Genomic DNA, 26,421 nt, shown 5'->3' on the forward strand with positions numbered 1-26,421 from the left:
GCCTAGTTGACGCCCAAGATACCTTTTAACAACTGCTCTAAGACATTTTCACGATTGTTCTCGCGCTTTGGCGGCAGGGGGCGTGGCTTTTGCTTTGGCGTAAAGGCAGGTAGCGGTCGTGGGGACATGCCATCCGTGACCCGCTTCATGGACTCATGCCAAATCTCGGCAGGCAAGCCCCCACCGGTGACGCCGGACAATGGCGTATTGTCATCATAGCCCATCCAAACGCCCACGACGTAGTCCGCCGTGAAACCGATAAACCATGCATCTTTGGCAGCGCTTGTGGTGCCCGTTTTACCGGCTACTTGCCAACCCGGCAATTTCGCACGAGAGCCAGTGCCCTCAGAGACCACCTTTTCCATCATGTAGATCAGCTCGCGTGCGGCACCATCGCTGATGACACGTTCACCGATACCCCCGCCTGATCCCATCAGCGGCTCTGGATCACCCTGCAACCGCAGTTGGATCAAACCATATGGAGTAACGGACGAACCACCGTTTAGAATGCCGGCATAGGCGCCAGTCATCTCTAGCAATGAGGCTTCTGATGCCCCAAGCGCAAGTGCAGGGCCATCTGCTAGGCTGCTAGAAATCCCGAAGTCACCTGCCACTTTGCGCACGTTGTCACGACCAACGGATTCCGAAATCTTAACCGCAGGGATATTCAACGAGTTCTGCAACGCCCATTCAACAGACACTTCACCATAGTATTTGTTCGTGTAGTTACGGGGGCACCATTCGCCGGATCCGGGAATGTTCATGCAATACGGGGCGTCCAGAACAGTATCAATATGGGAATACCCCAGATCAAGCGCGGTGGCATATACGAACGGCTTAAATGCAGAACCCGTTTGCCGCTTTGCTTGTACCGCCCGGTTAAACGCGCCCGACACTTTCGTTTTACGCCCGCCAACCATGGCACGTACCGCGCCATCAGCTGACATGACAACAATCGCAGCCTCGGCCTTGGAGCCTTCGCGAACCTTATTGTCAAAGACCCATTTCAAACCATCCTCGGCCGCACGTTGAATGCGGCGATCAAGGGTCGTGGAAATAATGACGTCTTCGGTCGTGTTATTTGTAAAGAATTCTGGCCCTGTCGACATAACCCAATCGGCAAAATATCCGCCTGCCTTGGCCTGGGCCGTACTGGATAGCGTCGCGGGCTCTGCCTGCCCTTGGGCAGTTTGCGCATCCGTTAGAAAATCCTGCTCGTTCATCAAGCGCAGAACCGTGGCAGCGCGATTTTGAGACCGTTCAAGATTACTTGTGGGTGCAAGGCGCGATGGCGCCGTTAACAAACCGGCAATCATGGCGCTTTGTGCGGCATTCAGTTCAGCTGCCGCTTTTCCAAAGTACCGCTGTGCAGCAGCTTCTGCACCGTAGGCACCGCCGCCCATATAGGCACGATTCAAGTAGATTGATAGGATATCGTCTTTGGAGTACTTCGCCTCCATCGCGAGGGCATAGACAGCCTCTTTGATTTTACGGCCCATTGAACCACGGCGACAATCAGCAACATATGCGGCTTCGCTGTCCCATTGCGCCTTGTCATACTCAACGCCTAGGCACAAAAGCTTGGCAGTCTGCTGGGTAATGGTCGAACCACCATGCCCAGACAAGGGACCTCGTCCTTCGCGCAAATTGATCCGCACCGCCGACGCAACACCACGGGGACTAATGCCTATATGTTTGTAGAACCGTTTATCCTCGGTCGCTACGACAGCGTTTTTCAAATGGGGTGAGACCGTACTTGCTGTAACGACGCCGCCAAATTGATCGCCACGCCAGGCAAATACTTCGTTCTCGCGATCTAGCAGAGTGACAGACCCCTGTGCGCGGCCATCCAATAACTCAGTGACGTCGGGCAGCTGCATATATTCATAGCCAACAGCAAGCCCGATGATCAAGAAAACGACCATCGCGATGCGCCAGGTTACAGTCCAGATCAAGCGGATGAGCCACGCGATAATGCCACGGAAGAACCCTAAGATACCTGTCCGCTTTGGCGCCGCCTTGCGACGCGCAGCTCCGCGTGCTCGCTTTTTAACAGGCGTTTTAGGTTTGGGCTTGGGTTTGGCTTTCGTCGCAGTCGTATTGCGCGCGCCATAGCGTTTATCAGCCACCAATGGCGCCTTCCGTTTTTTGGAATCACTCATCCAATAATTGCCCGCATTTTGTTGTTTTCCGCATTTTAGCGAAAGTGAAAGCAAATGTAGAGGTGAACTTTGGCGTCTTTTCGCCTTCTTTCCTCGCACATTTTTTAATCAACAACCACCATTTGTGCAAAAAATGTGCGTTTTACTCTGCATTAACGGCCAAAAAGACAGCGTTTTTCTTCGGATTGCCCGCCAAACACGCTTTTCTGCGTTTGCAAACGTAACGACTGCGTGACGGCTGTACAGCCAGTGAAAAAGGGGATCAGGGTGAAACTGATTATTGCAACGATCAAACCGTTCAAACTGGAGGAAGTTCGCGAAGCGCTGACTGAAATCGGTGTACGCGGCCTAATGGTAACTGAAATCAAAGGCTTTGGCGCACAGTCAGGCCACACTGAGATTTACCGCGGTGCGGAATACACAGTGAATTTCGTACCGAAAGTGAAACTAGAGCTCGTCGTCTCTGCTTCGATGGTTGACCAAGTGGTCGAGACTATCAGCGAAACGGCACGTACCGGCAAAATCGGTGACGGTAAAATCTTCGTTCTGGACGTGGCGCAAGCCGTACGTGTTCGGACCGGCGAAACCAACGAGGACGCGCTGTAAAGCGCGCCAGAGAAAAGGGACTTCTCATAATGAAACTCGCAAGCAAAATTGGGCTTACCGCTGCAGCGGTTATGTTGCCCTCGCTGGCCCTGGCCCAAGATGGTCCAGTCGCCGGTGTAAACGCCTCGACCGACACGGTCTTTATCCTTAACTCACTACTGTTCCTTGTTGGCGGCTTCCTCGTTTTCTGGATGGCTGCTGGTTTTGCCATGCTCGAAGCAGGCCTGGTACGTGGCAAGAACGTGACTATGCAGCTGACAAAGAACATCGCATTGTTCTCTTTGGCGGCGATCTTTTATTACCTGATCGGCTACAACCTGATGTACCCACTGGGTACATGGTCTGTTGATGGCGTTCTATCTGGCGTCTGGGGCACAGCAGCACTGGAAGCTGTAGGCGTAACTGCAGAAACAGCAGACGACTATTCCTATGCATCCACTGGCTCTGACTTCTTCTTCCAGCTCATGTTCTGCGCAACTACCGCGTCTATCGTTTCCGGTACTTTGGCCGAGCGCATCAAACTGTGGCCATTCCTGTTGTTCACAATCGTTTTGACAGCGGTCATCTATCCTTTGCAGGCTTCCTGGAAATGGGGCGGCGGCTTCTTGGACGAAGCAGGCTTCCTAGACTTCGCGGGTTCTACCGTTGTTCACTCTGTTGGCGGCTGGGCTGCTTTGACAGGCGCGATCATCCTTGGCCCACGTATCGGCAAGTATAACAAAGAAGGCCGCACAATCCCTATGCCGGGTTCCAACCTGACACTGGCAACACTGGGTACATTCATCCTGTGGCTCGGTTGGTTCGGCTTTAACGGCGGCTCTCAGCTGGCGATGGGCACAGTAGGCGATGTTGGCGACGTATCTCGTATCTTCGCAAACACAAACACAGCTGCTGCTGGTGGTGCAATCGCCGCTCTGTTGCTGACACAGTTCATGTACAAAAAGCCTGACCTTACAATGATCCTAAACGGCGCATTGGCTGGCCTCGTTTCCATCACTGCAGAGCCACTGACCCCAACATTGGGTGAAGCAACTCTGATCGGTGCAGTTGGCGGTGTAATCGTAGTCTTCGCGGTTCCATTCCTTGATAAGCTGAAAATCGATGACGTGGTTGGTGCGATCCCAGTTCACTTGATCGCTGGTATCTGGGGCACAATCGCAGTTGTCTTCACAAACGGCGACGCGTCCTTGGGCACACAGCTGTACTCCATCCTTGTGGTTGGTCTGTTCACAGTGGTTGTTTCCGGTGCCGTTTGGTTCATCTTGAAAGTCACAATGGGCATCCGAGTAACCGAAGAAGACGAAATCAACGGTTTGGACATGGCAGAATTGGGCATGGAAGCATACCCAGAGTTCTCCAAAGGCTAAGCCTTTCCACACATAACCTGGAAAAGCCCGGAGCATCGCTTCGGGCTTTTTTTATTCAATTTCAAAGTTCTATCTTCTCTGAATAATTGAGATCTCAGTTACAGTGTCGGTATTCGCAAAGCTGCTAAAAACAGGCAGATCGTCAATGACAATTCAGGCATGGCGACGACGACGCGACCAAGCCCATTCCGAAGCCGTGACAGAAGCACAATTTGTTTTTGTTTCAGTGGATCAGGACGGCAAATCACGCCCCTTGAAGGCTGAGTAGCGTTTATGGGCGCCCATCGGTGAACTGTACCAAATCCCAAAGCGTTCCATATAGGTCCTTAAACACGGCAACGACGCCATATTCTGCTTCCTTGGGTGGTCGGACGAACTCTACACCTTTCTCTAGGTAGGCGTGATAATCGCGCCAGAAATCATCGGTACGCAGGAATAGAAACACGCGACCGCCTGCTTGGTCCCCAACAAAGGCCTGCTGTCGTTCATTCGAAGCCTTTGCAAGTAGGATCGAGGCCGCGCCATCACCTTTCGGCGTCACCACCACCCATCGCTTATCTTGTTCGGGCTGATAGCTATCTTCGACCAACTCAAAACCAAGCGTATCCACGTAGAACGAAATCGCTTCTTCATAATCACGCACAACCAACGAGATGTGGGCAAGTGTTTGGGGCATGTCGCACTCCTTTGGCGATACCATTCCCGTGCTTCGGGAAAACGACAATACACAAAATGGTCTGCAACAAAAAAGGCGCCAAAACTGGCGCCTTTTCTTAAATCTGAAAACTTGGCTTTAGATACCAGCCTCGACAATGGCTTTCGCCAAAATCGGCACGGTCTCGGCGTTCAAGCCAGCGATATTCATGCGGCTGTCGCCGACCATGTAAATACCGTTGTCAGCACGGAGTTTTTCAACCAATTCCGGTGTTGTACCGATTTGGCTGAACATACCGCGGTGCTCAGCAATAAAGCCAAACCGATCAGAGCCTGAAAGCTTGCGTAATTCATCCGCCAATTGCTCGCGCAGCGCCAACATACCCAACCGAATTTCTTCCAACTCAGCGGCCCAATCAGCGCGCAATTCTGGGTCTGTCAAAATCGTTGTAACAACCCGTGCACCATGGTCCGGTGGGAAGGAATAGTTTTGGCGGTTTAGGAAGTTTAGGTTCTGCTGAACGAGTGGCGTTGATGCCGCATCCTCTGAGATTGCCATCAAAATGCCTGTACGTTCCCGATAAACACCGAAGTTCTTAGAGCAGCTACCCGCGATCAAGCATTCTTTGACAGAAGACGCGACCAAACGTGTGGCGGCTGCATCTTCCTCTAGACCATCACCAAAGCCTTGGTACGCGATGTCGACCATCGCGATTAGGCCTTTATCGTTGATCAAATCAACAACTGCCTGCCATTCGGTCAGGTTCAGGTTTGCACCTGTTGGGTTGTGGCAGCAGCCGTGTAATAGCACAACATCGCCCGATTTGGCTTCGCTCAGATCAGCCATCATGCCATCGAAATCAACAGCACGTGTTTCAGTATCAAAATACCGATAAGCGACAGTTTCGATACCAACGTACTTCAGGATCGAAACATGGTTCGGCCAAGTTGGGTTAGACACGAACACGCGCGCTGTTGGGTTCGCCATCTTAACCAGCTCAAACGCTTGACGAACGGCACCCGTCCCACCAGGGGTCGCGACTGCTGCGATCTTTTCACGCTGAACCGCATTGCCCAAAACAAGGCCAATCATCGCATCTGCAAACGCTGGATCACCTGCCAAGGCCACATAGCTTTTGGTCTCTTGCTCAGCGACTAAGCGGCGCTCAGCTTCTTTCACCGCGCGCATCACTGGGGTCACGCCCTCAGCGTTTTTGTAAACACCAACACCTAGATCGATCTTGGTAGGGCGCGGATCCTCTTTGTACTTCGCCATCAAGGCGAGGATCTTATCCGCAGGTTGCTGTTTTAAGGTGCTAAGCATTCAAGCTTCTCCGGTTGCAATAGGGACTGTTGGGAAGGCGCCCCATTCAGTCCAGGACCCATCATAGAGCGCATGATCGGTCTTACCAAAACGCTCCATCGCTAGGCAAAGGATCGCGGCAGTTATGCCCGATCCACAGGTTGTAATAGCTGGTTTATTCAAATCCACACCGGCGGCTTCAAAGATGGCACGCAATTCGGTTGGGGATTTCATAGTCTTGTCAGCATTCAGCAATGCACCAAAAGGCACATTGCGTGCCTTTGGGATGTGGCCAGATCGAATGCCTTCACGTGGTTCTTCGACTTCACCGCGAAACCGTTCGCCAGCGCGCGCATCAATGATAGCAAAATCACCCAACTTGGACGCATGGGAAACTTGTGTAACATCCTTAACCATCTGATCTTGGCGCGTCACAAACATGTGGCGATCGCGGATCAATGGGCGTTCTGTTGTGACCGGCCGGTTTTCGGCCTTCCACTTAGGCAGGCCACCGTCCAAAACAGCAATATCATTCTGCCCCATCAGCTTAAACAGCCACCACACGCGGGCCGCAGAAAACAGGCCAGAGCCATCGTAGACAACGATCTGATGACCATCGCCGACACCCATGGCCCGTACACGAGACATGAATTTCTCTACGGGTGGAACCATATGAGGCAGGTCTGATCGCAGATCGGAAATCTCATCAATATCAAAGAAGCGAGCCCCCGGAATATGCCCTGCTTCATATTCAGCTTTTGGGTCACGGCCTTCTGCTGGCATAAACCACGATGCGTCCAGAACCCGTAGGTCAGGATCTTTCAAGTTTGCCGCCAACCATTCGGTCGAGACAAGCGTTCTTGGATCATCTTGTGACATGAAGGCCCCAAAAATTTGAAAACGAATATTGCCTACTACTCAGGGCATGCAGAGGCAAGGCCGGACCCCATGTTTCAGGGGCCCTTGCCAAGTTTTTACATATTATTTTGCCATCGCTTTGCGAACAGCGCCAACAATCGCAAGAACTACGCCACCGCCAACACCGCCACCGGCGACCTGGCCAATGATGGCGCCAATATCTAACCCGCCAGCTGCACCACCCATTTCAGGCGCGCCAAGCATCGACAAAATAGTACCACCAAGGCCACCACCTACAATTCCAGACAGCGAGTTGATCAGCGTTCCTTGGTTCAATCCCTTAAGAGCGCCGCCCGCGACATTGCCCCCAACAGCACCCGCAATTAGACTAATGATTAGTTCCATTGAATTCCCTCCTGGTCCGAAAAATCCGGCCGCTCATAAGGATCCATCCCCGCGGCGATCTCAGGCTATTCTGCGTTCCAAAGGAAAAAACGGGGAATTCAGGACGGACTTCCCCCAATCACTGGACAACAAATGGCTGATCGCAATTTCGTGATCAGGCCAACTCATCGTTTCTTGCTATGAAAATAGAGGTTATTGGGAAACAGATTTCCAAAGTTAGCGCATTTGTGAACATAATAGTCCCAAAACTGCGCAAAATTCGTTAGTATCATTCATATACCTTCGAATCGAAGGTCCGACATACGAGTGCCAGGGAGTTACGAGTGGCCCCATGTTGTGGAAACACAGCATGGGGTTTTATTTTTCTGCTGAAGCAATCTATTCGCCGTGGCGCAGCAATCGTTGCTTTTGGCGGCCCCAGTCGCGTTTTGCTTCTGTCGCGCGCTTATCGTGCAACTTCTTACCTTTGCCGATACCGACTTTGAGTTTCACATAACCCTTGTGATTGAAATACATAACGATAGGGACAATGGTCATGCCTTTTCGCTGTGTCTCATTCCAAAGACGCGACAACTCACGCTTGCTTACCAACAGCTTACGACGACGGCGTTCTTCATGTGAAAACATGGCGCGGTCGTAGGGGGCGATATAGCTATTCACCAACCACAGCTCGCCATCTTTCACTTCGGCGTAGCTTTCCGCGACGTTGGCGGAATTCTCGCGAAGCGACTTCACCTCAGACCCAGTCAGAATGACCCCGCATTCGATATCATCGTCGATAGCATAGTCAAACCGTGCGCGCCGGTTTTCGGCGATCACTTTATAATTGGGGTCACTTTTAGGTTTCTGAGCCATAGTCGGGATTGATTACATGTGCGGTCGCGCACTGTCCATTGGTTTCACGGTCACAAGATATGAAAGCAGCGCTGATTTTCAATCCACGGTCAGGATTGTGAAAGGTAGGGTTCAAATTCTGCGACCACCTGCTCATAGACTGATCGCTTGAATGGTACGATATTTTCAACCAGTTCATTGACTGGTAGCCATCGCCACTCAGAGAACTCCTGATGATCCACCTCAATGTTCACATCAGCATCTGATCCGTGAAAGCGGAAAAGAAACCACATCTGCTCTTGGCCTTTGTAACGGCCCTTCCAGATGCGTGGCACCAGATCATGAGGCAAGTCATAAGCGACCCAGTCTTTGGTCTCTGCCACGAGCGTTACCAAATCAGGGGAAACGCCTGTCTCTTCCTCAAGTTCGCGCAAAGCGGCAGTCTTAGCATCTTCACCTTTGTCGATTCCACCTTGTGGCATCTGCCATGCGGGAACATCGCTATCCAAGCGTTGGCCGACGAAAGCCTCGCCCTGCGCATTGACAAGCATGACGCCAACATTGCGACGATAGGGTAGTTTTGCGATCTCTTCTGGTGACATGAATATCTCCATCTTCGCCCTAGAAGCCCAATAGGCACTTTGGGACAAGGGCGCTTCAACCGAACAACCTCGCTCTTTTGCGAAACGCAAATGAGCGAGGCTTAATGCGCGCCAAAGGCACACTTGATAACGGTTGCCGCTATTGGGTTAGTTTTTTGGTGCCAGCGCTGACAGGCCCTTCAAAATATCAATTGCATAGGCCAGTTGATAATCGTCCTCGCGAAGCTTCGCTGCTGCTTCAGCCGTGGCGCGGTCTTCCTCAATTTGACGAATTTCATCTTCGCTTAGGCTGTCGTTATTCAAAGATCCACGCAAATCTGCCTCTGTACGGCTACGACGCGTTTCTTCTGCTACTTCTTCCTCACTAGCGGGGGCACGGCGCGGCTGTTCAACAACGATGTCAGGTGACACGCCAAGCGCCTGAATGGATCGGCCTGAAGGCGTGTAGTAACGCGCTGTTGTCAGGCGCATCGCGCCTTCGCCGCGCAATGGCATGACCGTTTGCACGGACCCTTTACCAAAGCTCTTGGTCCCAACAACAATCGCGCGACGGTGATCTTTCAATGCACCAGCAACGATTTCAGATGCGGATGCAGAACCGCCATTGATCAGAACAACCAATGGCTTGCCATCAATCAAATCGCCCGGAGTCGCATTGTAGCGTTCGCCATCTGCTGCTTCGCGGCCACGCGTCGAAACGATCTCGCCTTTTTCAAGGAATGCGTCAGACACGCGGATCGCCTGCGTCAGCAATCCGCCTGGGTTATTACGCAGGTCCAAGACCAGACCATTCACGTTCTCCATGCCGCCAGCGGCTTCGATCTCTTTCTCAATACCCTCTTTTAGGTTTGGATATGTTTGATCATTAAACGTGGTCACACGCATTACCAAAGTATCACCTTCGGTACGTGCACGAACTGCAGTCAATTTAATGGTGTCACGGATGATCGACACGTCAAACGCCTCGGTTTCGCCTTCGCGTGCAATCGTGACGATAATTTCAGACCCGACCGGACCGCGCATCAATTCAACGGCTTGATCCAAGGTTAGACCCAACACACTTTCACCGTCGACATGCGTGATGAAATCACCCGCTTCGATTCCAGCCTCAGATGCAGGCGTGCCATCAATCGGAGAAACGACTTTAACAAAGCCTTCTTCTTGTGTGACTTCGATACCTAATCCGCCGAACTCACCACGTGTCTGCAAGCGCATCTGCGCCGCATCTTGTGGAGCAAGATAGCTGGAATGCGGATCAAGCGACGTAAGCATGCCGTTAATGGCAGCTTCGATCAATTCACCCTCATCGACGTCCTCGACATATTGTGCGCGGATGCGCTCAAAAATATCACCGAATAGATCAAGCTGCTCGTAAACGTTGGCTTTGCGATCATTCTCTTGGGCAATCAATGGCCCCGCAATCTGGGTGGTGGCCAATATGCCGGCCAAAGTGCCGCCCAGTGCGGCTACGACGAATCTTCTCATCCTCATCCATCCTTGTTGGTTTGGAACCAATCCTCCGGGTTCACCGGAGTCTTACCCTGTCTAACTTCTATATAGAGCGTTTCCGTGCGGTCCTGACCAGAGCCATCACTCGACTGTGAAAGAATGGCACCGATTTCTGGGTCATTTCCGCCCATTAATCCCACCGGAGCGCCACTTGGCACCACTTCTCCCACGTCTCCGTAAACAGTTTCTAGCCCTGCGAACACAAAAAGCAGCCCTGGCTGTGGCTCTAAGACCATCACATTACCGTAATCCAATAGCGGCCCGCGATAACGAATCGTAGCTGCGGCAGGTGAAGTCACCAGCGCATTTGGCCGCGCGGCCAAGACCAATCCGGGGCGGCGCAATCCTGCGGCATCTGCCTCACCAGGCCTACGCAAAATCTCGGCCTGTACTGGTAATGGCAAATTACCTTTGCGATGTGAAATATCAGGCAAGCTTGCCAGACCTTCTGGCTCTGGCGCCATTTCCGTAAGGCCGCTCGCAAATCCCTCAAGCGTTTCAGTGGAGGCAATCAATAACGCAGTCTGAACGGGGTCTTCGATAAAGCGTTTTGGCAAATTCGTTCGATCCGAAATCGCCTTTGCCAATGCCGCACGCGCCGCTTGCGCGCCATCCAGCCCATTTTGCAAAGTATCCGCAGCGCCTTGTTGTAGTTCGGCGAGGATTTGCACCTCTTCCAAACTTTCCCGCAATTTAGCAGCTTGGACGTCTAAAGCAGGCGTAATATCGGCCAAAATCATCCCAGCGCGTGCAGTGCCCTCTGGCCCGTCAGGATGCAAAAGTAATGTCGGGCTGCTATTGCCACCTAACGATTGCAGAACGCCCAACAACCGAGCAATCTCATTCTCTTGCGACTTTAACTGCTGATCCAACTGCTTTTCTCGGATGGCAGCTTTGCGCAACCCTTCGCGCAAGGCAGACAGCCCTTCTTCGTAAGCTTGAACAGCCTGCGTTAAAGCTTTCACGCGGTTACGAGACGTCTTTGCTCCCTGCAAAGAAATGGATGCCTGCTCTAACTTATCAGCTGCGTCGCGCGCTGTTACTGCCGCATCAACTTCAGCATGAGCTGCGCCCACGCCAAGTAAGACAGACAGAAGTAGCGCAAACAATCTCATCGTTTAATCAAGCTTTCGCCGGTCATTTCTGCAGGCTGCGGTAATCCCATTAGGTCCAGCAAGCTCGGAGCGAGATCCGCCAATCGCCCACCTTGACGCAGCGATGCCCCCTCGGGGCCGTTTACCAAGACCACCGGAACAAGGTTTGTTGTGTGCGCAGTATGCGGCCCACCAGAAATCGGGTCGATCATCATCTCGCAATTCCCATGATCTGCTGTCACAATCATAGCACCGCCAGCTTTCAACAACGCGTCTTGGACCGCGCCAAGCCCGCTATCCACTGCACTGCAGGCCGCCATTGCAGCGTTCAAATCACCCGTATGGCCAACCATGTCTGGATTTGCGTAGTTGGTCACAATCAGATCATAACCTGCCTCAATCGCAGCGACGAATTTCTCGGTCACTTCGCTTGATGACATCTCTGGTTGCAGGTCATAGGTCGCCACCTTCGGAGACATCGGCATAAAGCGATCTTCGCCTTCGCTTGGTGTCTCTTCTCCGCCGTTCAAAAAGAACGTCACATGCGGGTATTTTTCTGTTTCTGCCAAACGGAACTGCGTCTTACCTTGCGCCGCAACCCATTCACCAAGCGTGTTGACGATAGGTTTCTTCGGATAAGCAGATGTCATGTATTTCGTATGCGCGTCAGAGTAATCCACCATGCCCAGCATCTCGAGCTTGGGTCGCGCACCGACATCGAAACCGTCAAAATCCGGCTGCCCAATCGCCGCCAGAATTTCACGCGCACGATCAGCCCGGAAGTTTAGGCAGAACAGACCATCACCATCTTTCACGCCCGCATAATCGCCAAGAACAGTTGCTTGGATAAACTCATCATTTTCGTCGCGCGCATAGGCTTCGTTTACGGCAGAAATGGCATCTGTTGACTGCAAACCTTTTGCGTGGATCATCGCGTCATAGGCCTGCGATACGCGCTCCCAACGGTTATCGCGATCCATTGCGAAATATCGACCAGTCAACGTGCCAACTGTCACGCCTTCGGCCAATCCTGCATTCAACGTTTCAATGTACTTTAATGCAGAGATCGGAGCCACGTCACGCCCATCGGTGATCGCGTGCAATACTACAGGAACGCCATGATCTGCCACGGCTTTTGCCGCTGCTAAAACATGTGTCAGGTGCCCATGAACACCACCGTCCGAAATGACACCCATCAAATGCGCTGTGCCTTTGGTCACTTTTAGTTTCGCGACGAAACCTAGGATTTCCTCGTTAGAGAAAAACGAACCGTCCTCAATAGCCAAATCAATCTGCCCAAGGTCCATCGCGACAACACGACCGGCACCAATATTGGTATGGCCAACTTCAGAGTTTCCCATTTGCCCGCTTGGCAACCCCACATCAGGACCATGTGTGATCAGCGTGGCGTTCGGGCAATTTGCCATCATTCCGTCGAATACAGGTGTTTCCGCGAGAACAGGCGCATTGCCTTCGGTCGTGTCACTCAGTCCCCAACCATCAAGAATGCAAAGAACTACGGGTTTCGGCGTTGGCATAGCAATGGCTCCGGTCATCAATATGCCTGCGTTTTAGCGCGGCTTGCCCCTAGATTGAACTGCTTTGTTGAAAGTCCGGCGTTATTGCCTACCTTCGCGCAACCAGCCGCCGATAATCAGCGCTGACAGCAGCAATAAAACGATCCAACCCGGCAAAAGTGACGCGCGTGAAACACTCAGTGTTTCGTAAGCACCGCGCGGGGTTAATCCAATCCAACCGTTGCCCGCCGCAGGTCGGCCAGGTCGTACGTTACGTATTGAGGGAAGACCGCTGTCTAGCGCTTTGATGCCCCCGCGCATCGTTTGAATGATGGGCTCCATAACAGCGCCCGTGGCAATGACGTTGGCAAATTCCTTTGGTGACGCAGGCCCCAAGCCGATAACAGACGTCAAGTCGCCGTTGGTCAAACGATACAGCCCAATCTCCGGTCCTTCATATTGTGTTTCGAAAAGCCCCGGTTGCGTCTCAACCAATGGCAAGACAACCATTTCACCGGATGGTGTTTCAACTGTAACTGATCCAACTTGGGCCTCAAGCGAACGACGTAGGATGCGTAATTTTTGGCCGTTTGCTTCAGCCCAAAGCGCCTCTTCCTCCAGATCAGGTTCACCCATCATCCAATGCGCCAAGCGCCGCAGCAATTCCAATTGTGGGCCACCACCATCATAACCACGCGCCCAAAGCCACGCTTGGTCAGAAGCCAATAGCGCCACACGCCCCTTGCCGACGCGATCCAATACCAACAGAGGCCGATCCCCCGCGCCGGTCATAACGATATTCCCTTTGTCCGGCTGCACATCGACCAGTCGCAGCCATTCGCCCCACTCTTCAGAGCCACCAAGCCCAGAGGTCACTGGGTGCCGCTGACCCACGTCACTGATTTGCGGCACAAACGGTTGGTCGATCACCAAAGCCGTGGGTCCCGCCGGTAATATGTCCGCCAGAGGTGAGCGATATAGGCTATCCGCCGTCGCAAAGTCTGGACCCGCCGCCAATAAAACTGCGCCACCGTTGTTCACGTAATCCACCACATTGTCTAAATATAATGACGGTAAAATGCCGCGTCGCTTGTATCGGTCAAAGATGATCAAATCGAAATCTTCGATCTTTTCCAGAAACAGCTCGCGCGTTGGGAATGCGATCAGCGAAAGCTCATCAACAGGCACACCGTCTTGCTTTTCTGGGGGCCGCAGGATGGTGAAATGAACCAAATCAACCGAACTATCGGATTTCAAAAGGTTCCGCCAAGTTCGACCACCGGGGTGCGGTTCCCCGCTGACAAGCAGAACACGTAGACGATCCCGAACACCATTGATTTGAACGATGGCCGTATTGTTGCGATCTGTCAGCTCTTGATCCGCTTCTGGGACGGAGAACTGCAATACATTCCGCCCACCATGGGGCAGGGTTACGGGCACCTCCATATCAACACCAATCGGGATGTTAAAACGCTGAGGCGGTTCCCCATCAATGGAAACATCAAGCGGAGCCTCACGCGCGCCGGGGGCAGCGCCCATATCGTCAATGCGAAGCGACAGCGTAATCGGCTCTCCTAGAATGGCAAACGCGGGTGCATTCTTTACAATCAACCGCCTGTCCCAATCATCGGGCCGACCGCTGTGTAGCAAATGGAGAGGAGCAGGTAACTCGGGTGCCTTTTCCATATCGTGAATCAAACCATCTGACAGAACGACAATCCCGGCAACGCGAGCGACAGGCTCTTGCGCCAAGGCGTCGGTCAGTGACTGCATCAAAGCCGTGCCACCATCACCTGCAGCATCCGGGACAATAATCCGACGCACATCCGTGTTTCGTCGCGCATCCAATTGCGCCTCAAGCACATCCGCAGCACTGGTGGTCTGGTCGGGTCGATCGCTTAGCTGTTGGCTCGCGGTCTGATCTTCGAGCAGCAAAACAATATCCGTCAATGGCGAACGGTCTTCGCGCTGCAATACGGGTCCCATCAGTGCAGCCAAAACGACAATCGCACCAAAGCCACGCAACCACCAACCAGATAGCCCACGCCACATGGCAATGCCGACCATCACCACCGCACAACCTGCGAGCACCCAAATCATCCAAAACGGCAACAGCGGGTCAAAGAAAATTGTTCCTGTCATTGACCCAACCTATCCAGCAATGCAGGGACGTGAACTTGATCGGATTTATAGTTTCCGGTCAGAACATGCATGATCAAATTAACCCCAAACCGATACGCCAATTCACGTTGACGCTCGCCAGTAGAGCCGCGACCTACAGGATACAAATGCGTGCCCTGCCGATTGGTAGCCCAAGCAGATGCCCAATCGTTTCCGCCGATGATCACAGGCGTAACGCCATCGTTTAGATTCCGAAACGGCATACCTTCAACCTGCTCAGCATCAGGGGCCGCGGCCTCAACCCAAACATCTCGGCTGACGTATCGCCCGGGAAAATCCTGTAGCAAATAAAAGGTGCGGGTTAGGACATGATCCGCAGGAATAGGCTCTAATGCAGGGATGTCCAGTGCACTGGCCAATTGCTGTAAAGCTCGCCCATTGGGACTGGATGCACCTAACCGCGCGACATCAGAGTCGCGTGTATCAAATAGGATCATCCCACCAGATCGCAGATATTGGTTCAGTTTTTCATTTGCTTCGGCGGACGGCCTAGGTTGGCCAGCTTGAACCGGCCAATACAAAAATGGAAAGAACGCCAATTCGTCACGCTCTAGATCGACACCGACAGGATCCGCAGGTTCGACGGACGTGCGAAAGTAAAGCGTGTTGCTCAGCCCATATAAGCCCGCAAATGATAGGTCATCTTGGGCACGATCACCTGTTAGCACATAAGCCAATGCTATTTCGTCAGTAATTTGCGTTCGCTCTGATTGCTGTGCGTCAGCTCCTGACGCCACTAACATTGCAGCCACAAAACCCGTAGCCATCCCAAAGCCACGCATGCGGCCCGACAGGATTAGGGATGCAAACGTATCGACCAATAGCAATATCAGCGCAGTCGATAAAAACACGGCTGTCAAATCACGGGCAGTCGGCCGATTGAGTCCCTGAACCGTCACACCGGCAGGCCAATCAAACGCTACAAGGACATCGTCCGAACGTAAAACATTGCGCGCATAACTTCGTTGCCCATCGCGATATAACCCAGGCCGGATCGCAGCGCCAACTGGGGATTCTGCCAGTTCAACGCCACCCACACCCGGCAATGTCTGCCCATCCAGTAGCCGCCCTTGGCCATCAAGCACCTGCAAAGGCTGCCATGTGGTGCCTTCCATAACGCCACTTTCGCTTTGACCGGTTGCCGACAAAACAGCCAAACGATCTAACATCTGCACAAATAGCCCCGATAGCGGAAGCCCGGACCATTCTGCATTGGCCGTTACATGGAAAAGCACCACCTGCCCCTGACCAATCGCTTTGCGTGTAACCAAAGGCGTACCGTCGCTTAGCTCCGCCAAAACACGCTCTGCTAAATTGGGATCAGGCTGCGCTACGACTTGGGCGGTCACGCGTAAATCATCGGGGATAGTTAATCCGGCAAAGGGTCCATCGTCGCCAAAAGGTGCCAGCGCCTTGGGTTCTCCCCAACTCATTGCACCACCAACCGTTCGACCACCCGCCCTTAGACGAACCGGCATCAACGGATGTTCTTCCGAACGGCTTAGATCGCTTGCCGCCAATTGAGGTCCGGCAAAACGCAGCAATAGACCACCAGCCTCTGCCCATTCAACAACAGCGTTCTGTTCAGCTGGGGCCAAAGTTGCGACATCGGGTAAAATGATAACATCTGGATTCGCAGGCAAAACATCAGGAATGGAGCCTTCAATCACCTCAGCTGTTTCGACCAAAGCTTGGCGCAAATAATGGCTTGGTGAAAGCAATTCCAGCCCTTCTCGATCCGTACGTGAAGTAACAATCGCAATCTCTCGACGCCGGATACTGTCATCCGTCAGATAGGTCGCACCTGCGGAAGTGACACCATCAATCTGAAAGCGCGTAACGCGCCCACGCAGCTCAGCCGGGAGTGAGAATTCGATTGTTGAAATCTGCGAATTGGCCTCGAAATTCAAGGCGCCCGTCGCCAACACGCGCTCAGCCCCGGTCGGGTCTTTCCCCATAATAGAGACTGTTTTCGGTTCAGCACCACGCGCAGCCGCTTGAGCCGTCACAGTTAAAATACCATCCTGAAGCGCCACATCAGACAACGCCACGACAAGTTCGTCTCGTTGAACGACCTGCAAATCGCCGCGGCTTTCGAATGCCTCTATTAGTGCTGAACGACCGTCATGGGCCAACCCATCCGACACCCAAAGCGTATCAAAAGTATTGTCGCCGAGTTGTCCAATAATGGCGTCCACCTTAGCTGCATCCGGCTGCCAAGGTAGCGGTTCAAATTCAGCCACACGTCGCGCCCAAGCTCCAGCTGGTAAAAACTCAGGCTCAGCCGGGGTTGTTAGACGCAAAATAGCGGCGTCGCGACCCAGCCGATCAGCCTCTTCCAGTACCGACACCAATACCGCGCTTTGCGCACGCCAATGCGGCGCTGATGCCCAACCACCATCTAACGCAATCAACAAAGGACGATCCGAGGTTGCTTGCTCCTGTGGATTTAGAACAGGACCAGCAAAGCCAATAATCGCGGCAGCCACAACGCACATACGCAAGAGCAACAGCCACCAAGGCGTGCGATCCATGACACTTTCGTCGTCTTCCAAACCCAGAAGCAAGACTACACCTGGGAACCGCCGACGAATAGGAGCTGGGGGAACCGCCCGCAGCAAAAACCAAAGAACAGGCAAAGCCCCAAGGGCGATCAGCACCCAAGGTGCAGCAAATCCAATCGGCAACCCCAGCATCACCGACCTCTTTCCATGGCACGATAAAGCCATAATAGAGCCTGTTGCACCGGCGCATTGGTCAAATGACATTCATACTGCCAACCGGTAGCGCGCGCCAAATTTCTCAACGCAAGCTTGCGTTCGCGCATACGCTCAATGTACCGCTCCTTCAGGTCATTGGCCTTTCGGGTTTCATGATTAACTTGCGCTTTCATGCTTTCAAAAACCGCACGCCCATGAAACGGAAACTCTTCTTCGGCGGGATCTAGTATTTGCAGCATCACGCCACTAACGCCCCGATCTGCGGCTTTGGCCAAAGCAAATTCGATCTGCTCGAAATCACCTAAAAAATCGGAAATATACAGCGCACGTGATTTTGGAATCATAGCGCGCGCTTCGGGTGCTCCGTAATCGTCGCTGCCATCGTTCATCAACGCTTGAGCCAATCGCCAAATTTGACCGTCACCTCGTTTGGGCGGCAGGTCATACCCTGTAAGGCCAACACGTTCCCCGGCACGCACCAACAATATTGATACGGCCATCGCCAGCAGGCGCGCCCGATCTGATTTTGCCAGTAAATCCTTATGGCTCGAGTATTCCATAGAGGCGGCATTATCGACCCAAAGGGTAACTGATTGCGCGATTTGCCATTCCTTCTGACGTACGAATTGCGCATCGCTCTTTGCAGATCGGCGCCAATCAATCATACGATACCCATCGCCGGGCTGAACCGGCCGGTACTGCCAGAAATCATCTCCTAAACCGGCACGTCTCCGCCCGTGATCGCCCAGCAAAACAGTATTTGCCATATGCTCAGCACGCGCCAGCAACGGCGGCAGGCGCGAGGCCGCCGCCTCTGCTCTGCGTCGTAACTGAGGGTGGGCGCTCAAGCTACGGCCTCGCGTTTTTCAGTCGCCAATACAACGTCTCGGATCACATCATGCATATCCTCGCCACGTGCCCGTGCTGCAAAGTTCAACGCCATTCGGTGACTAAGCACCGGGCCAGCCAGATCAATCACGTCTTCAACTGATGGCGCCAAACGCCCATTCAACAACGCCCAAGCCCGCGCCATCATCATAAAGGCCTGCGCCGCACGTGGCCCCGGCCCCCAAGACACAACATCGCGAACCCGATCGCCTGAGCTTTCGTCATCTGGGCGGCAGGCCCGAACGATGTCCAAAATGCGCTCCATCACGCTTTCACCGACGGGCATCCGCCGCAACATATCCTGTGCCGCAATGAGCTCTTCCGCTGAAAATACCTGATGTGCATCCTCTTCGGCGACACCGGTCGTAGATAACAAAATATCCCGTTCTGTATCGCGATCTGGATAGGGCACATCAATCTGCACCAAAAACCGATCCAACTGCGCCTCTGGCAACGGATATGTCCCTTCTTGTTCAATCGGGTTTTGCGTGGCCAAAACATGGAACGGCGCGTCCAGCGGCCGATCAGCACCCGCGACAGTAACTTTGCGTTCTTGCATCGCTTGCAGCAGTGCAGATTGCGTACGTGGACTCGCCCGGTTGATTTCATCCGCCATCAACAGCTGACAAAAGATCGGCCCCGGTACAAATCGGAATTCCCGCGTGCCATTCTTGCCCTTTTCAAGGATCTCAGAACCCAGAATATCGGCCGGCATCAAGTCAGGCGTAAACTGCACACGATTGCCATCAAGGCCCATAACGGTTGAAAGCGTTTCAACCAGCCGTGTCTTGCCAAGCCCCGGCAAACCAATCAGCAAAGCGTGGCCACCGCACAAAAGCGACGCAAGGGTCAGATCGACAACGCGCTCTTGTCCGATAAAGCGCTTGGTGATCGCCTCTTTGGCCTGGCCCAGCTTGCCGCCAAGTGTTTCAATTTCACCTAACAAGCGTTCAGGATCGGTCATGACAAATCTCCTGCTTTCTCTATACTTAAGCGAAGTCTATCGACTATCGCGGAAATGGCAAAACCAATGAGTACACAAAATGTTGTAAAATCAACGGCTGACGGGATCGCTGCGGCCGCGCGCAAGGCGCAGGGCAAGGGATTGCCGCCGGTTCACCTTTGGAATCCGCCCTTTTGCGGTGACCTAGACATGCGTATCGCGCGTGATGGCACTTGGTTTTACATGGGCACGCCTATCGGCCGGTTTGAGCTTGTTAAGCTATTTTCGTCCATTCTGCGCAAAGACGACGACAATTACTTCTTAGTGACTCCCGTTGAAAAAGTGGGAATCACCGTCGACGACGCGCCATTCATCGCGACGGATTTCACCGTTACTGGTCAAGATGACGGCCAAGCCCTAAGCTTTCAAACTCACGTCGGCGATCAAGTGGCCGCTGGCCCGGACAATCCAATCCGCGTGGTGATTGACCCTGAAACAGGCGAACCCGCGCCCTACATTCTGGTTCGCGCAAACCTAGAAGCATTGATTGACCGCAAAACGTTCTACCGGCTCGTAGATTTGGGATTTGACCAAAATGGCTGGTTTGGCGTGCAATCAAACGGCGCCTTCTTCCCGATCATTGAAACATCAAAACTCTGAGATTGCTGCCAAAAACTGACAGCACTGACTGCTAGTGAATAGCTCTACCTTAATGGAGCTTCCCAATGACCTATCCCGTAAAAGACACCGTTGTTTGGTGTGAAATCCCAGTTACCGATTTAGACCAAGGTATCGCCTTTTATAGTGCTGTTTTTAATTTCGAGATGGAACTCACAGAGATGGGCCCAAACCCCGTGTCATTCTTTCCAAAACAGGGCGAAAATGACGTGTCGGGCCACATCTACCCTGGCAAGCCTGCCCAAAATGGCGAAGGTCCCAGCGTGCATTTGCATGCGCCTGACACTCTGGAAGCCACCGTTGCACGCGCCAAAGAAGCAGGCGCTGAAATCGTCGGGCCGATCATCGTGCTACCATTTGGCCGTTTTCAATACGCGATTGATCCCTTTGGCAATTCGCTTGGAATCTTTTCTAAGCTGTCTTAATGCGCTTCGGCCCAGTTATCGCCAGTTCCAGCGTCCACAATCAAAGGCACATCCAGCTTAATCGCTGGGTCTGCCGCCCCCTGCATGACATCGCGCGCCGCTGCGATGGTGTCATCCACGGCATCCTCAGCCACTTCGAAAATCAATTCATCGTGGACCTGTAGCAGCATCTTGGCTGGCAGGTCTTTGATCGCAGCAGGCATTCTGATCATAGCACGGCGAATAATATCCGCAGCTGTCCCTTGGATCGGTGCGTTGATCGCGGCACGCGCTGCGAAACCAGCGTGCGGCCCCTTGGCATTAATTTGCGGCATATTGATTTTGCGCCCAAACAGCGTCTGTACATACAGGTTCTCTTTCGCAAATGCCTTGGTGTCATCCATGTAAGTACGGATGCCCGGGAAGCGCTCAAAATACCGCGTGATAAAGGCCTGAGCGTCACCACGAGGGATGTGCAAATTACGTGCCAAACCAAAGGCCGAGATGCCGTAAATTACACCAAAGTTAATGGCTTTTGCCTGTCGCCGGATATCTGGTGTCATTTGGTCCAACGGCACATCAAACATTTCCGAAGCCGTCATCGCATGAATATCGTGTCCATCGCGGAACGCTTGCTTTAACGCTTCGATGTCAGCGATATGCGCCAAGATGCGTAGCTCGATCTGGCTGTAGTCGAGGCTGATCAACTTATTACCCGGTGCCGCAACAAAGGCTTCGCGAATACGCCGCCCCTCTTCTGAGCGTACTGGAATATTCTGCAAATTTGGATCAGACGACGCAAAACGCCCGGTATTAGCCCCTGTCTGAAGGTAAGAGGTGTGCACGCGGCCCGTGTCCGGGTCGATATGATCCTGCAAAGCATCAGTATAGGTCGATTTTAGCTTTTGCAGCTGTCGGTAATCCAACACGCGGCGGGGAAAATCGTGGCTCGCGGCCAAATCTTCCAATACGTCCGCTGGGGTGGACCATTGGCCGGTCTTGGTTTTCTTACCGCCCTCAAGTTCCAGATCCTCAAACAGGATTTGACCCACTTGCGCTGGCGATTGCACGTTGAACGGCTTACCCGCCATCTCGTGCAATTCTGCCTCGTATTGCGCCATCTTTTGCGCAAAGGCGTTCGACATCCGGCTCAATGTGTCGCGATCAACTTTGACACCGTGCATTTCCATTTCGGCCAGCACGGGTACCAGTGGTCGCTCCAGCGTTTCATAAACGGTTGTAACCTGCTTTTGATGCAACTGAGGTTTGAACTTCTGCCAGAGGCGCAGTGTAATATCTGCATCCTCGGCCGCATATTTCACCGCGTCGTCAACAGGTACCTTATCAAAGGTAATTGCCGATTTGCCGGAGCCAAGCAGCGTCTTAATCGAGATCGGCTTATGGCTCAGATACGTCTCGCTAAGGATATCCATACCGTGGTTATGGATACCTGCATTCATTGCATAGGACATCAGCATCGTGTCATCGACAGGCGCAACGGAAACGCCATATCGTTTGAACATCTTGCAATCGTATTTCGCGTTCTGAAAGATTTTCATCACGGCATCATCTTCAAGCATCGGCTTCAAAATCGCCAAAGCCTCGTCTAATCCCATCTGACCCGGCGCAAGTTCATCGCTGCCAAACAAATCATCCGCATCACCTTTGGTATGGGCCAGCGGGATGTAACAGGCCTCTCCCGCCTCGACACACAGGGAAATGCCAACCAGATCGGCCTGCATTTCATTCAAGCCTGTGGTCTCAGTATCAACAGCAATCCAACCACGTTTATGCGCTTTGGCGACCCACGCCTCTAACGCCGCCGCATCTGACACATGTTCGTAGGCATCAACGTCAATTGGCTTATCTTCGGGTGCATCAATTGCTGTGGCTTTCGCAGAAGCCGGGGCTTCGGACACGACCGGTGCCTCAACACCCGCGTGTTCTGCGATGCGTTTAACAAGCGTTCGAAACTCCATCTCAGACAAGAATTTCAGCAACTTTTCAGGATCAGGATCTTGGACTTCCAAATCCTCAATCGTGAACCCAAGCTCCATCTCGCAATCAAGCTGCACAAGTTTGCGCGACAGCTCAATTTGCTCTCGATTGTCAATCAAAGTCTGGCGCCGCTTGGGTTGTTTGATTTCCCCAGCCCGATCTAGCAGCGAATCCAGATCACCGAATTCGTTAATCAGCAAAGCTGCCGTCTTTATCCCAATGCCCGGCGCACCCGGCACGTTATCCACGCTGTCGCCAGCCAATGCCTGCACATCAACCACGCGCTCCGGCCCAACACCGAATTTCTCGACAACGCCATCCCGATCAATGCGCTTGTTCTTCATCGCATCAAGCATTTCGACGCCATCACCAACAAGCTGCATCAAATCTTTATCTGAACTGATGATTGTGCAACGGCCACCGGCTTCGCGAGCCTGACAGGCCAAAGTGGCCATAATGTCATCCGCTTCAAAGCCTTCAATCTCTTTGCATGCAATATTAAAGGCAATCGTCGCCTCGCGCGTCAGCGGGAACTGCGGGCGCAAATCCTCGGGCGCAGGCGGTCGGTTTGCTTTGTACAAGTCGTACAAATCGTTACGAAACGTCTTGCCAGAATGATCGAAAATCACAGCCACATGGGTCGGCGCATCGGGGCCGGTATTCCCCTCAACATAGCGATGCAGCATATTGCAAAACCCAGCAACCGCGCCAATCGGCAATCCATCTGATTTTCGCGTCAAAGGGGGCAACGCATGGTATGCGCGGAAAATAAACGCCGACCCGTCGATTAGGTGCAAATGACAGCCTTTGCCAAACGTGCTTTCACCGGTTTTCGTCATGTTGCGCTCCCTCTGTGCTGGCTCTCTTTTGCCACGCCAAAGCCTTCGGGGCCAGAGCCGATGTCTGTTAAATAATCCAGACCATTTGTGTCTGTGAATTCGATTTGTATTTTGCAATCTACCCTGATTTATCTTGCTCAAAGCAAAGAAAACCGCACCATGACACACCTCTAAATCCGCGCAGAACAACGCGCAAACGAAGATCGCGTTGGGCTTACACCCGACGGCGTAACAAAGCTCATGGCCAAGGGCATTCGTGTTACTGTAAAAGACAGCCAAACGCGCACCATTCCCCGAAATCCTTGCACATGACCTCTTTGTAAACTGCATCTTCACACGCCCCGGCAAACCGGTTTTGGTACCAGCTTCAGCCTAGACATCTGAGCGCCGACTATCAGTCATCGGCGACGTCGCTTGATGACCTAAACGACCCTGTTTGGACACGCGCAGAAGCAGACTATAGAAAACATGCCGAAAACCTATAATTGGCCAGAAACAAAAGCCGAGAATTTGAACTGTTAAGCGCAGGGTAAGACCTTCCGCCTAAGCTCCATTTTGGGTGAGTAAAATAGGTGGTGAAATGACAGCGCAAAGCAATGTTGCGCCAGTCATCATCAAACGGAAAAAAGTCTCTGGCGGCGACGGGCATCATGGTGGTGCTTGGAAGGTGGCGTATGCCGACTTCGTAACCGCAATGATGGCGTTTTTCATGTTGATGTGGCTGTTGAATGCAACGACAGAAAAACAACGAAAAGGGATCGCGGACTACTTCCATCCCACGATTCCTATCAACCGCATCTCTGGCGGTGGCGAAGGATCATTTGGGGGCGAATCCGTCTTTTCTTCGACGATCTTGGCCAAGAACGGCTCGGGTGGCGTTCCCCCAATGCCGGTTTCCTCGAGCGATCCAAGTGGCTTTAACAAAAGCCAACCTGGCGGTTCAGTCAAAGGCGATGACGAGTCTGGAAAACAAGATGAAGCCCTTCAAGAAGTCGAAAATTTCCTACTAGGGAATGGCGGCGAGAGTTTCGCGTTAGAAAACGTTTTTAAGCACGTGGCGACCAGACAAACCGACGAAGGGTTGATCATTGAGCTGTTTGATACAGCCGATCAATCGCTGTTCAAACAAGGGGAATCCACTCCCTTTCCAATACTTGTCGAACTGGCGCGCGTTATAACAGATGCCGCACGTCTTGTTGGCAATGACATCGCAGTTGAAGGGCATGTAGCGTCAAAACCTCTGGTCGTCGCAGATCGGCAAATCTGGAGCTTATCTTCCGCACGTGCCGATCAAATGCGTCGCTTGCTAGAGGCGCAGGGCACAGCAAATACCCGGATGTCTCGCATCACAGGACATGCTGACCGCGAATTGGTGCAGGATGATCCCCTTAGCGGGCGCAACAACCGGCTCGAGATCATTCTATTACGGCAATAGCCCACGAGAAACGTGTGAAATTTTAACTGTTAGCCTACTGTTAAGTGCCGATGGCCTAACTGTTGCGTCAACCATGGACGCAGCAGAAAGGCTAAGGCATGACCATATCTTCTTCTTTGAACGCCAGTGTGGCGGGACTTACCGCAAACGCAAGCAAGCTTGCCGCCATTTCAGATAACATCGCGAATGCGTCCACGTTTGGCTACAAGCGAGTCGAGGCTGACTTTCATTCGATGGTCATCTCACGGTCCGGTGGGCACTATACGGCGGGCGGTGTGCGCGCCACGTCACAACGATTGATCGACGAGCGAGGTTCGCTGGTAACGACGACAAACGCGACCGATTTGGCGGTACGTGGTCGTGGCATGTTGCCGGTCACCAAAATTTCTGAAGTCACGTCAGGGAACGGCGCGCCACAAATGTTGCTGACCTCCACCGGATCATTCCGAACAGATGCGCAGGGGTATCTGGTCACCAAATCTGGATTGGTCCTAATGGGCTGGCCTGCGAACCCCGATGGCACTTTCCCGAGCTACCCCCGCGACACAAGTGCCGGTCTGGAACCCATCCAAACCAACGTAAACCAACTGACAAGCGAACCAACCACATCCATGGTATTGGGCGTCAACCTGCCAGCGACAGCCACAGATTCAACATCCGCAGGTGACATTCAGGAACTCACAATCGAATATTTCGACAATTTGGGTAAATCCGAAAACCTCGAAGTCACATTTACGCCGACCGTTCCAGCCACGGGATCTTCAAACGAATGGACCATGGTCATTCAAGACAGCGCAGATCCAGGCGTTACCATTGGTGAATACACTCTAACCTTCGATGACAGCCAAACATCGGGCGGTACCCTAACTTCTGTAACCACGGTAACGGGCGGCACCTATGACCCAGCCAACGGCAATGTCATCGTCAATGTGGTCGGCGGCCCAATGGAAATCAACATAGGTGAGCTTGGTGCAAGCGATGGCTTGACACAACTTGGTGACAAATTCGCGCCACTTCAGATTGGCAAAGATGGCTCACCCGTCGGCAATATGACCTCCGTCGAAGTCGATCAAAACGGATTGGTACACGCCTATTTTGATACAGGTATCACGCGCACAATTTACCAAGTCCCGCTTGTCGATCTACCTAATCCGAACGGCATGGTCGCGCTTGATCAGCAAACATATATCCCATCACCCGACAGCGGCTCATTTTTCCTTTGGGATGCGGGTGATGGTCCGACAGGCGACATCGTTGCCTATTCACGTGAAGAGTCAGCCACCGATGTTGCTGGCGAGTTGACGGATATGATCCAAACACAACGTGCCTATAGCTCAAACGCGAAGGTCATTCAGACCGTCGATGAGATGCTGCAAGAAACCACAAACATCAAACGATAGAGCGAAACTCATCCATAAAAGGAG

General features: G+C 52.8%; 21 protein-coding genes and 1 pseudogene. 7 read left to right on the top strand and 15 right to left on the bottom strand.

Annotation, left to right across the window (positions count from 1 at the left end; all coding sequences use genetic code 11):
- Positions 1-2: 2 nt before the first annotated feature.
- Positions 3-2,162, bottom strand: a complete 2,160-nt coding sequence (locus tag Q4544_RS08125) for a transglycosylase domain-containing protein (RefSeq protein ID WP_303505188.1) — start codon at positions 2,160-2,162, stop codon at positions 3-5.
- Between the two features lie 267 nt (positions 2,163-2,429).
- Between Q4544_RS08125 and Q4544_RS08130 the strand changes: the two genes are divergently transcribed.
- Together Q4544_RS08130 and Q4544_RS08135 are read left to right on the top strand one after the other, a co-directional pair.
- Entirely contained in the window at positions 2,430-2,768 is a 339-nt protein-coding gene (locus Q4544_RS08130; RefSeq protein WP_303505191.1) for a P-II family nitrogen regulator, read from the top strand.
- A gap of 29 nt (positions 2,769-2,797) precedes the next feature.
- Entirely contained in the window at positions 2,798-4,135 is a 1,338-nt protein-coding gene (locus tag Q4544_RS08135; protein ID WP_303505193.1) for an ammonium transporter, read from the top strand.
- A gap of 271 nt (positions 4,136-4,406) precedes the next feature.
- Here Q4544_RS08135 and Q4544_RS08140 read toward each other — a convergent pair whose 3' ends face one another.
- From Q4544_RS08140 to Q4544_RS08200, 13 genes are all read right to left on the bottom strand, one after another.
- Entirely contained in the window at positions 4,407-4,811 is a 405-nt protein-coding gene (locus Q4544_RS08140; RefSeq protein ID WP_303505195.1) for a VOC family protein, read from the bottom strand.
- 117 nt (positions 4,812-4,928) lie between these two features.
- Complete coding sequence (locus Q4544_RS08145; RefSeq protein WP_303505197.1) at positions 4,929-6,113, bottom strand: amino acid aminotransferase; 1,185 nt, start codon at positions 6,111-6,113, stop codon at positions 4,929-4,931.
- Complete coding sequence (gene sseA, locus Q4544_RS08150; RefSeq protein ID WP_303505199.1) at positions 6,114-6,971, bottom strand: 3-mercaptopyruvate sulfurtransferase; 858 nt, start codon at positions 6,969-6,971, stop codon at positions 6,114-6,116.
- 102 nt (positions 6,972-7,073) lie between these two features.
- The gene (locus Q4544_RS08155; protein ID WP_303505201.1) at positions 7,074-7,355 is read right to left on the bottom strand and encodes a hypothetical protein; all 282 of its coding nucleotides are present in this window, start codon (positions 7,353-7,355) and stop codon (positions 7,074-7,076) included.
- 378 nt (positions 7,356-7,733) lie between these two features.
- Positions 7,734-8,210 carry an SsrA-binding protein SmpB gene (smpB, locus tag Q4544_RS08160; RefSeq protein WP_303505202.1) on the bottom strand — a complete coding sequence of 159 codons (477 nt, stop codon included), beginning with the start codon at positions 8,208-8,210 and terminating at the stop codon, positions 7,734-7,736.
- 89 nt (positions 8,211-8,299) lie between these two features.
- Complete coding sequence (locus tag Q4544_RS08165; RefSeq protein ID WP_303505205.1) at positions 8,300-8,791, bottom strand: RNA pyrophosphohydrolase; 492 nt, start codon at positions 8,789-8,791, stop codon at positions 8,300-8,302.
- A 147-nt stretch (positions 8,792-8,938) separates the two neighbouring features.
- Complete coding sequence (locus Q4544_RS08170; protein ID WP_303505207.1) at positions 8,939-10,276, bottom strand: S41 family peptidase; 1,338 nt, start codon at positions 10,274-10,276, stop codon at positions 8,939-8,941.
- A 2-nt stretch (positions 10,277-10,278) separates the two neighbouring features.
- Entirely contained in the window at positions 10,279-11,415 is a 1,137-nt protein-coding gene (locus Q4544_RS08175; protein WP_303505209.1) for a murein hydrolase activator EnvC, read from the bottom strand.
- Positions 11,412-12,932, bottom strand: a complete 1,521-nt coding sequence (gene gpmI, locus Q4544_RS08180) for a 2,3-bisphosphoglycerate-independent phosphoglycerate mutase (RefSeq protein ID WP_303505211.1) — start codon at positions 12,930-12,932, stop codon at positions 11,412-11,414. The genes Q4544_RS08175 and gpmI overlap by 4 nt, the downstream gene beginning before the upstream one ends.
- Positions 12,933-13,013: 81 nt before the next feature.
- A complete protein-coding gene (locus Q4544_RS08185) occupies positions 13,014-15,053 on the bottom strand; it encodes a glutamine amidotransferase (RefSeq protein WP_303505213.1) in 2,040 nt (679 codons plus the stop codon).
- Positions 15,050-17,788: a DUF4159 domain-containing protein gene (locus Q4544_RS08190; protein ID WP_303505215.1), complete on the bottom strand. Its 2,739-nt coding sequence runs from the start codon at positions 17,786-17,788 to the stop codon at positions 15,050-15,052. Before Q4544_RS08190 ends, Q4544_RS08185 begins: the two co-directional genes overlap by 4 nt.
- A complete protein-coding gene (locus Q4544_RS08195) occupies positions 17,788-18,660 on the bottom strand; it encodes a DUF58 domain-containing protein (RefSeq protein ID WP_303505217.1) in 873 nt (290 codons plus the stop codon). Before Q4544_RS08195 ends, Q4544_RS08190 begins: the two co-directional genes overlap by 1 nt.
- Entirely contained in the window at positions 18,657-19,664 is a 1,008-nt protein-coding gene (locus tag Q4544_RS08200) for a MoxR family ATPase (protein ID WP_303505218.1), read from the bottom strand. The genes Q4544_RS08195 and Q4544_RS08200 overlap by 4 nt, the downstream gene beginning before the upstream one ends.
- A 66-nt stretch (positions 19,665-19,730) precedes the next feature.
- Here Q4544_RS08200 and Q4544_RS08205 point away from each other — a divergent pair, with 66 nt between their 5' ends.
- Both Q4544_RS08205 and Q4544_RS08210 read left to right on the top strand, forming a co-directional pair.
- Positions 19,731-20,303 (top strand): DUF1285 domain-containing protein, encoded by a 573-nt coding sequence (locus tag Q4544_RS08205; protein ID WP_303505220.1) that lies wholly within the window; start codon positions 19,731-19,733, stop codon positions 20,301-20,303.
- Between the two features lie 65 nt (positions 20,304-20,368).
- Positions 20,369-20,746: a VOC family protein gene (locus Q4544_RS08210; protein ID WP_303505222.1), complete on the top strand. Its 378-nt coding sequence runs from the start codon at positions 20,369-20,371 to the stop codon at positions 20,744-20,746.
- Here the strand turns inward: Q4544_RS08210 and polA are convergent.
- Positions 20,743-23,562 (bottom strand): DNA polymerase I, encoded by a 2,820-nt coding sequence (gene polA, locus Q4544_RS08215; protein WP_303505224.1) that lies wholly within the window; start codon positions 23,560-23,562, stop codon positions 20,743-20,745. The genes Q4544_RS08210 and polA overlap by 4 nt on opposite strands.
- 174 nt (positions 23,563-23,736) lie before the next feature.
- Here polA and Q4544_RS08220 point away from each other — a divergent pair.
- The 3 genes and pseudogenes from Q4544_RS08220 to Q4544_RS08230 form a co-directional block, all read left to right on the top strand.
- A pseudogene (locus Q4544_RS08220) lies at positions 23,737-23,856 on the top strand (saccharopine dehydrogenase); the annotation flags it as partial.
- Positions 23,857-24,142: 286 nt separating this feature from the next.
- Positions 24,143-24,997: a flagellar motor protein MotB gene (locus Q4544_RS08225; protein ID WP_303505226.1), complete on the top strand. Its 855-nt coding sequence runs from the start codon at positions 24,143-24,145 to the stop codon at positions 24,995-24,997.
- 98 nt (positions 24,998-25,095) lie between these two features.
- The gene (locus tag Q4544_RS08230) at positions 25,096-26,397 is read left to right on the top strand and encodes a flagellar hook protein FlgE (RefSeq protein WP_303505228.1); all 1,302 of its coding nucleotides are present in this window, start codon (positions 25,096-25,098) and stop codon (positions 26,395-26,397) included.
- The last annotated feature ends 24 nt before the right edge of the window (positions 26,398-26,421 follow it).

Origin of the sequence: Cognatishimia sp. 1_MG-2023 (assembly GCF_030548175.1) — a bacterium.
Lineage (GTDB): Bacteria > Pseudomonadota > Alphaproteobacteria > Rhodobacterales > Rhodobacteraceae > Cognatishimia.

Excerpts from the sequence above, each read along its gene's own strand:
- Q4544_RS08125 (WP_303505188.1), bottom strand. The coding sequence starts at position 2,162 with ATGAGTGATTCCAAAAAACGGAAGGCGCCATTGGTGGCTGATAAACGC.
- Q4544_RS08175 (WP_303505209.1), bottom strand. The coding sequence starts at position 11,415 with ATGAGATTGTTTGCGCTACTTCTGTCTGTCTTACTTGGCGTGGGCGCA.
- Q4544_RS08170 (WP_303505207.1), bottom strand. The coding sequence starts at position 10,276 with ATGAGAAGATTCGTCGTAGCCGCACTGGGCGGCACTTTGGCCGGCATA.
- Q4544_RS08210 (WP_303505222.1), top strand. The coding sequence starts at position 20,369 with ATGACCTATCCCGTAAAAGACACCGTTGTTTGGTGTGAAATCCCAGTT.
- Q4544_RS08155 (WP_303505201.1), bottom strand. The coding sequence starts at position 7,355 with ATGGAACTAATCATTAGTCTAATTGCGGGTGCTGTTGGGGGCAATGTC.
- gpmI (WP_303505211.1), bottom strand. The coding sequence starts at position 12,932 with ATGCCAACGCCGAAACCCGTAGTTCTTTGCATTCTTGATGGTTGGGGA.
- Q4544_RS08225 (WP_303505226.1), top strand. The coding sequence starts at position 24,143 with ATGACAGCGCAAAGCAATGTTGCGCCAGTCATCATCAAACGGAAAAAA.
- Q4544_RS08145 (WP_303505197.1), bottom strand. The coding sequence starts at position 6,113 with ATGCTTAGCACCTTAAAACAGCAACCTGCGGATAAGATCCTCGCCTTG.
- Q4544_RS08135 (WP_303505193.1), top strand. The coding sequence starts at position 2,798 with ATGAAACTCGCAAGCAAAATTGGGCTTACCGCTGCAGCGGTTATGTTG.
- Q4544_RS08200 (WP_303505218.1), bottom strand. The coding sequence starts at position 19,664 with ATGACCGATCCTGAACGCTTGTTAGGTGAAATTGAAACACTTGGCGGC.
- polA (WP_303505224.1), bottom strand. The coding sequence starts at position 23,562 with ATGACGAAAACCGGTGAAAGCACGTTTGGCAAAGGCTGTCATTTGCAC.
- Q4544_RS08230 (WP_303505228.1), top strand. The coding sequence starts at position 25,096 with ATGACCATATCTTCTTCTTTGAACGCCAGTGTGGCGGGACTTACCGCA.
- sseA (WP_303505199.1), bottom strand. The coding sequence starts at position 6,971 with ATGTCACAAGATGATCCAAGAACGCTTGTCTCGACCGAATGGTTGGCG.
- Q4544_RS08190 (WP_303505215.1), bottom strand. The coding sequence starts at position 17,788 with ATGCTGGGGTTGCCGATTGGATTTGCTGCACCTTGGGTGCTGATCGCC.
- Q4544_RS08165 (WP_303505205.1), bottom strand. The coding sequence starts at position 8,791 with ATGTCACCAGAAGAGATCGCAAAACTACCCTATCGTCGCAATGTTGGC.
- Q4544_RS08185 (WP_303505213.1), bottom strand. The coding sequence starts at position 15,053 with ATGACAGGAACAATTTTCTTTGACCCGCTGTTGCCGTTTTGGATGATT.
- Q4544_RS08205 (WP_303505220.1), top strand. The coding sequence starts at position 19,731 with ATGAGTACACAAAATGTTGTAAAATCAACGGCTGACGGGATCGCTGCG.
- Q4544_RS08140 (WP_303505195.1), bottom strand. The coding sequence starts at position 4,811 with ATGCCCCAAACACTTGCCCACATCTCGTTGGTTGTGCGTGATTATGAA.
- smpB (WP_303505202.1), bottom strand. The coding sequence starts at position 8,210 with ATGGCTCAGAAACCTAAAAGTGACCCCAATTATAAAGTGATCGCCGAA.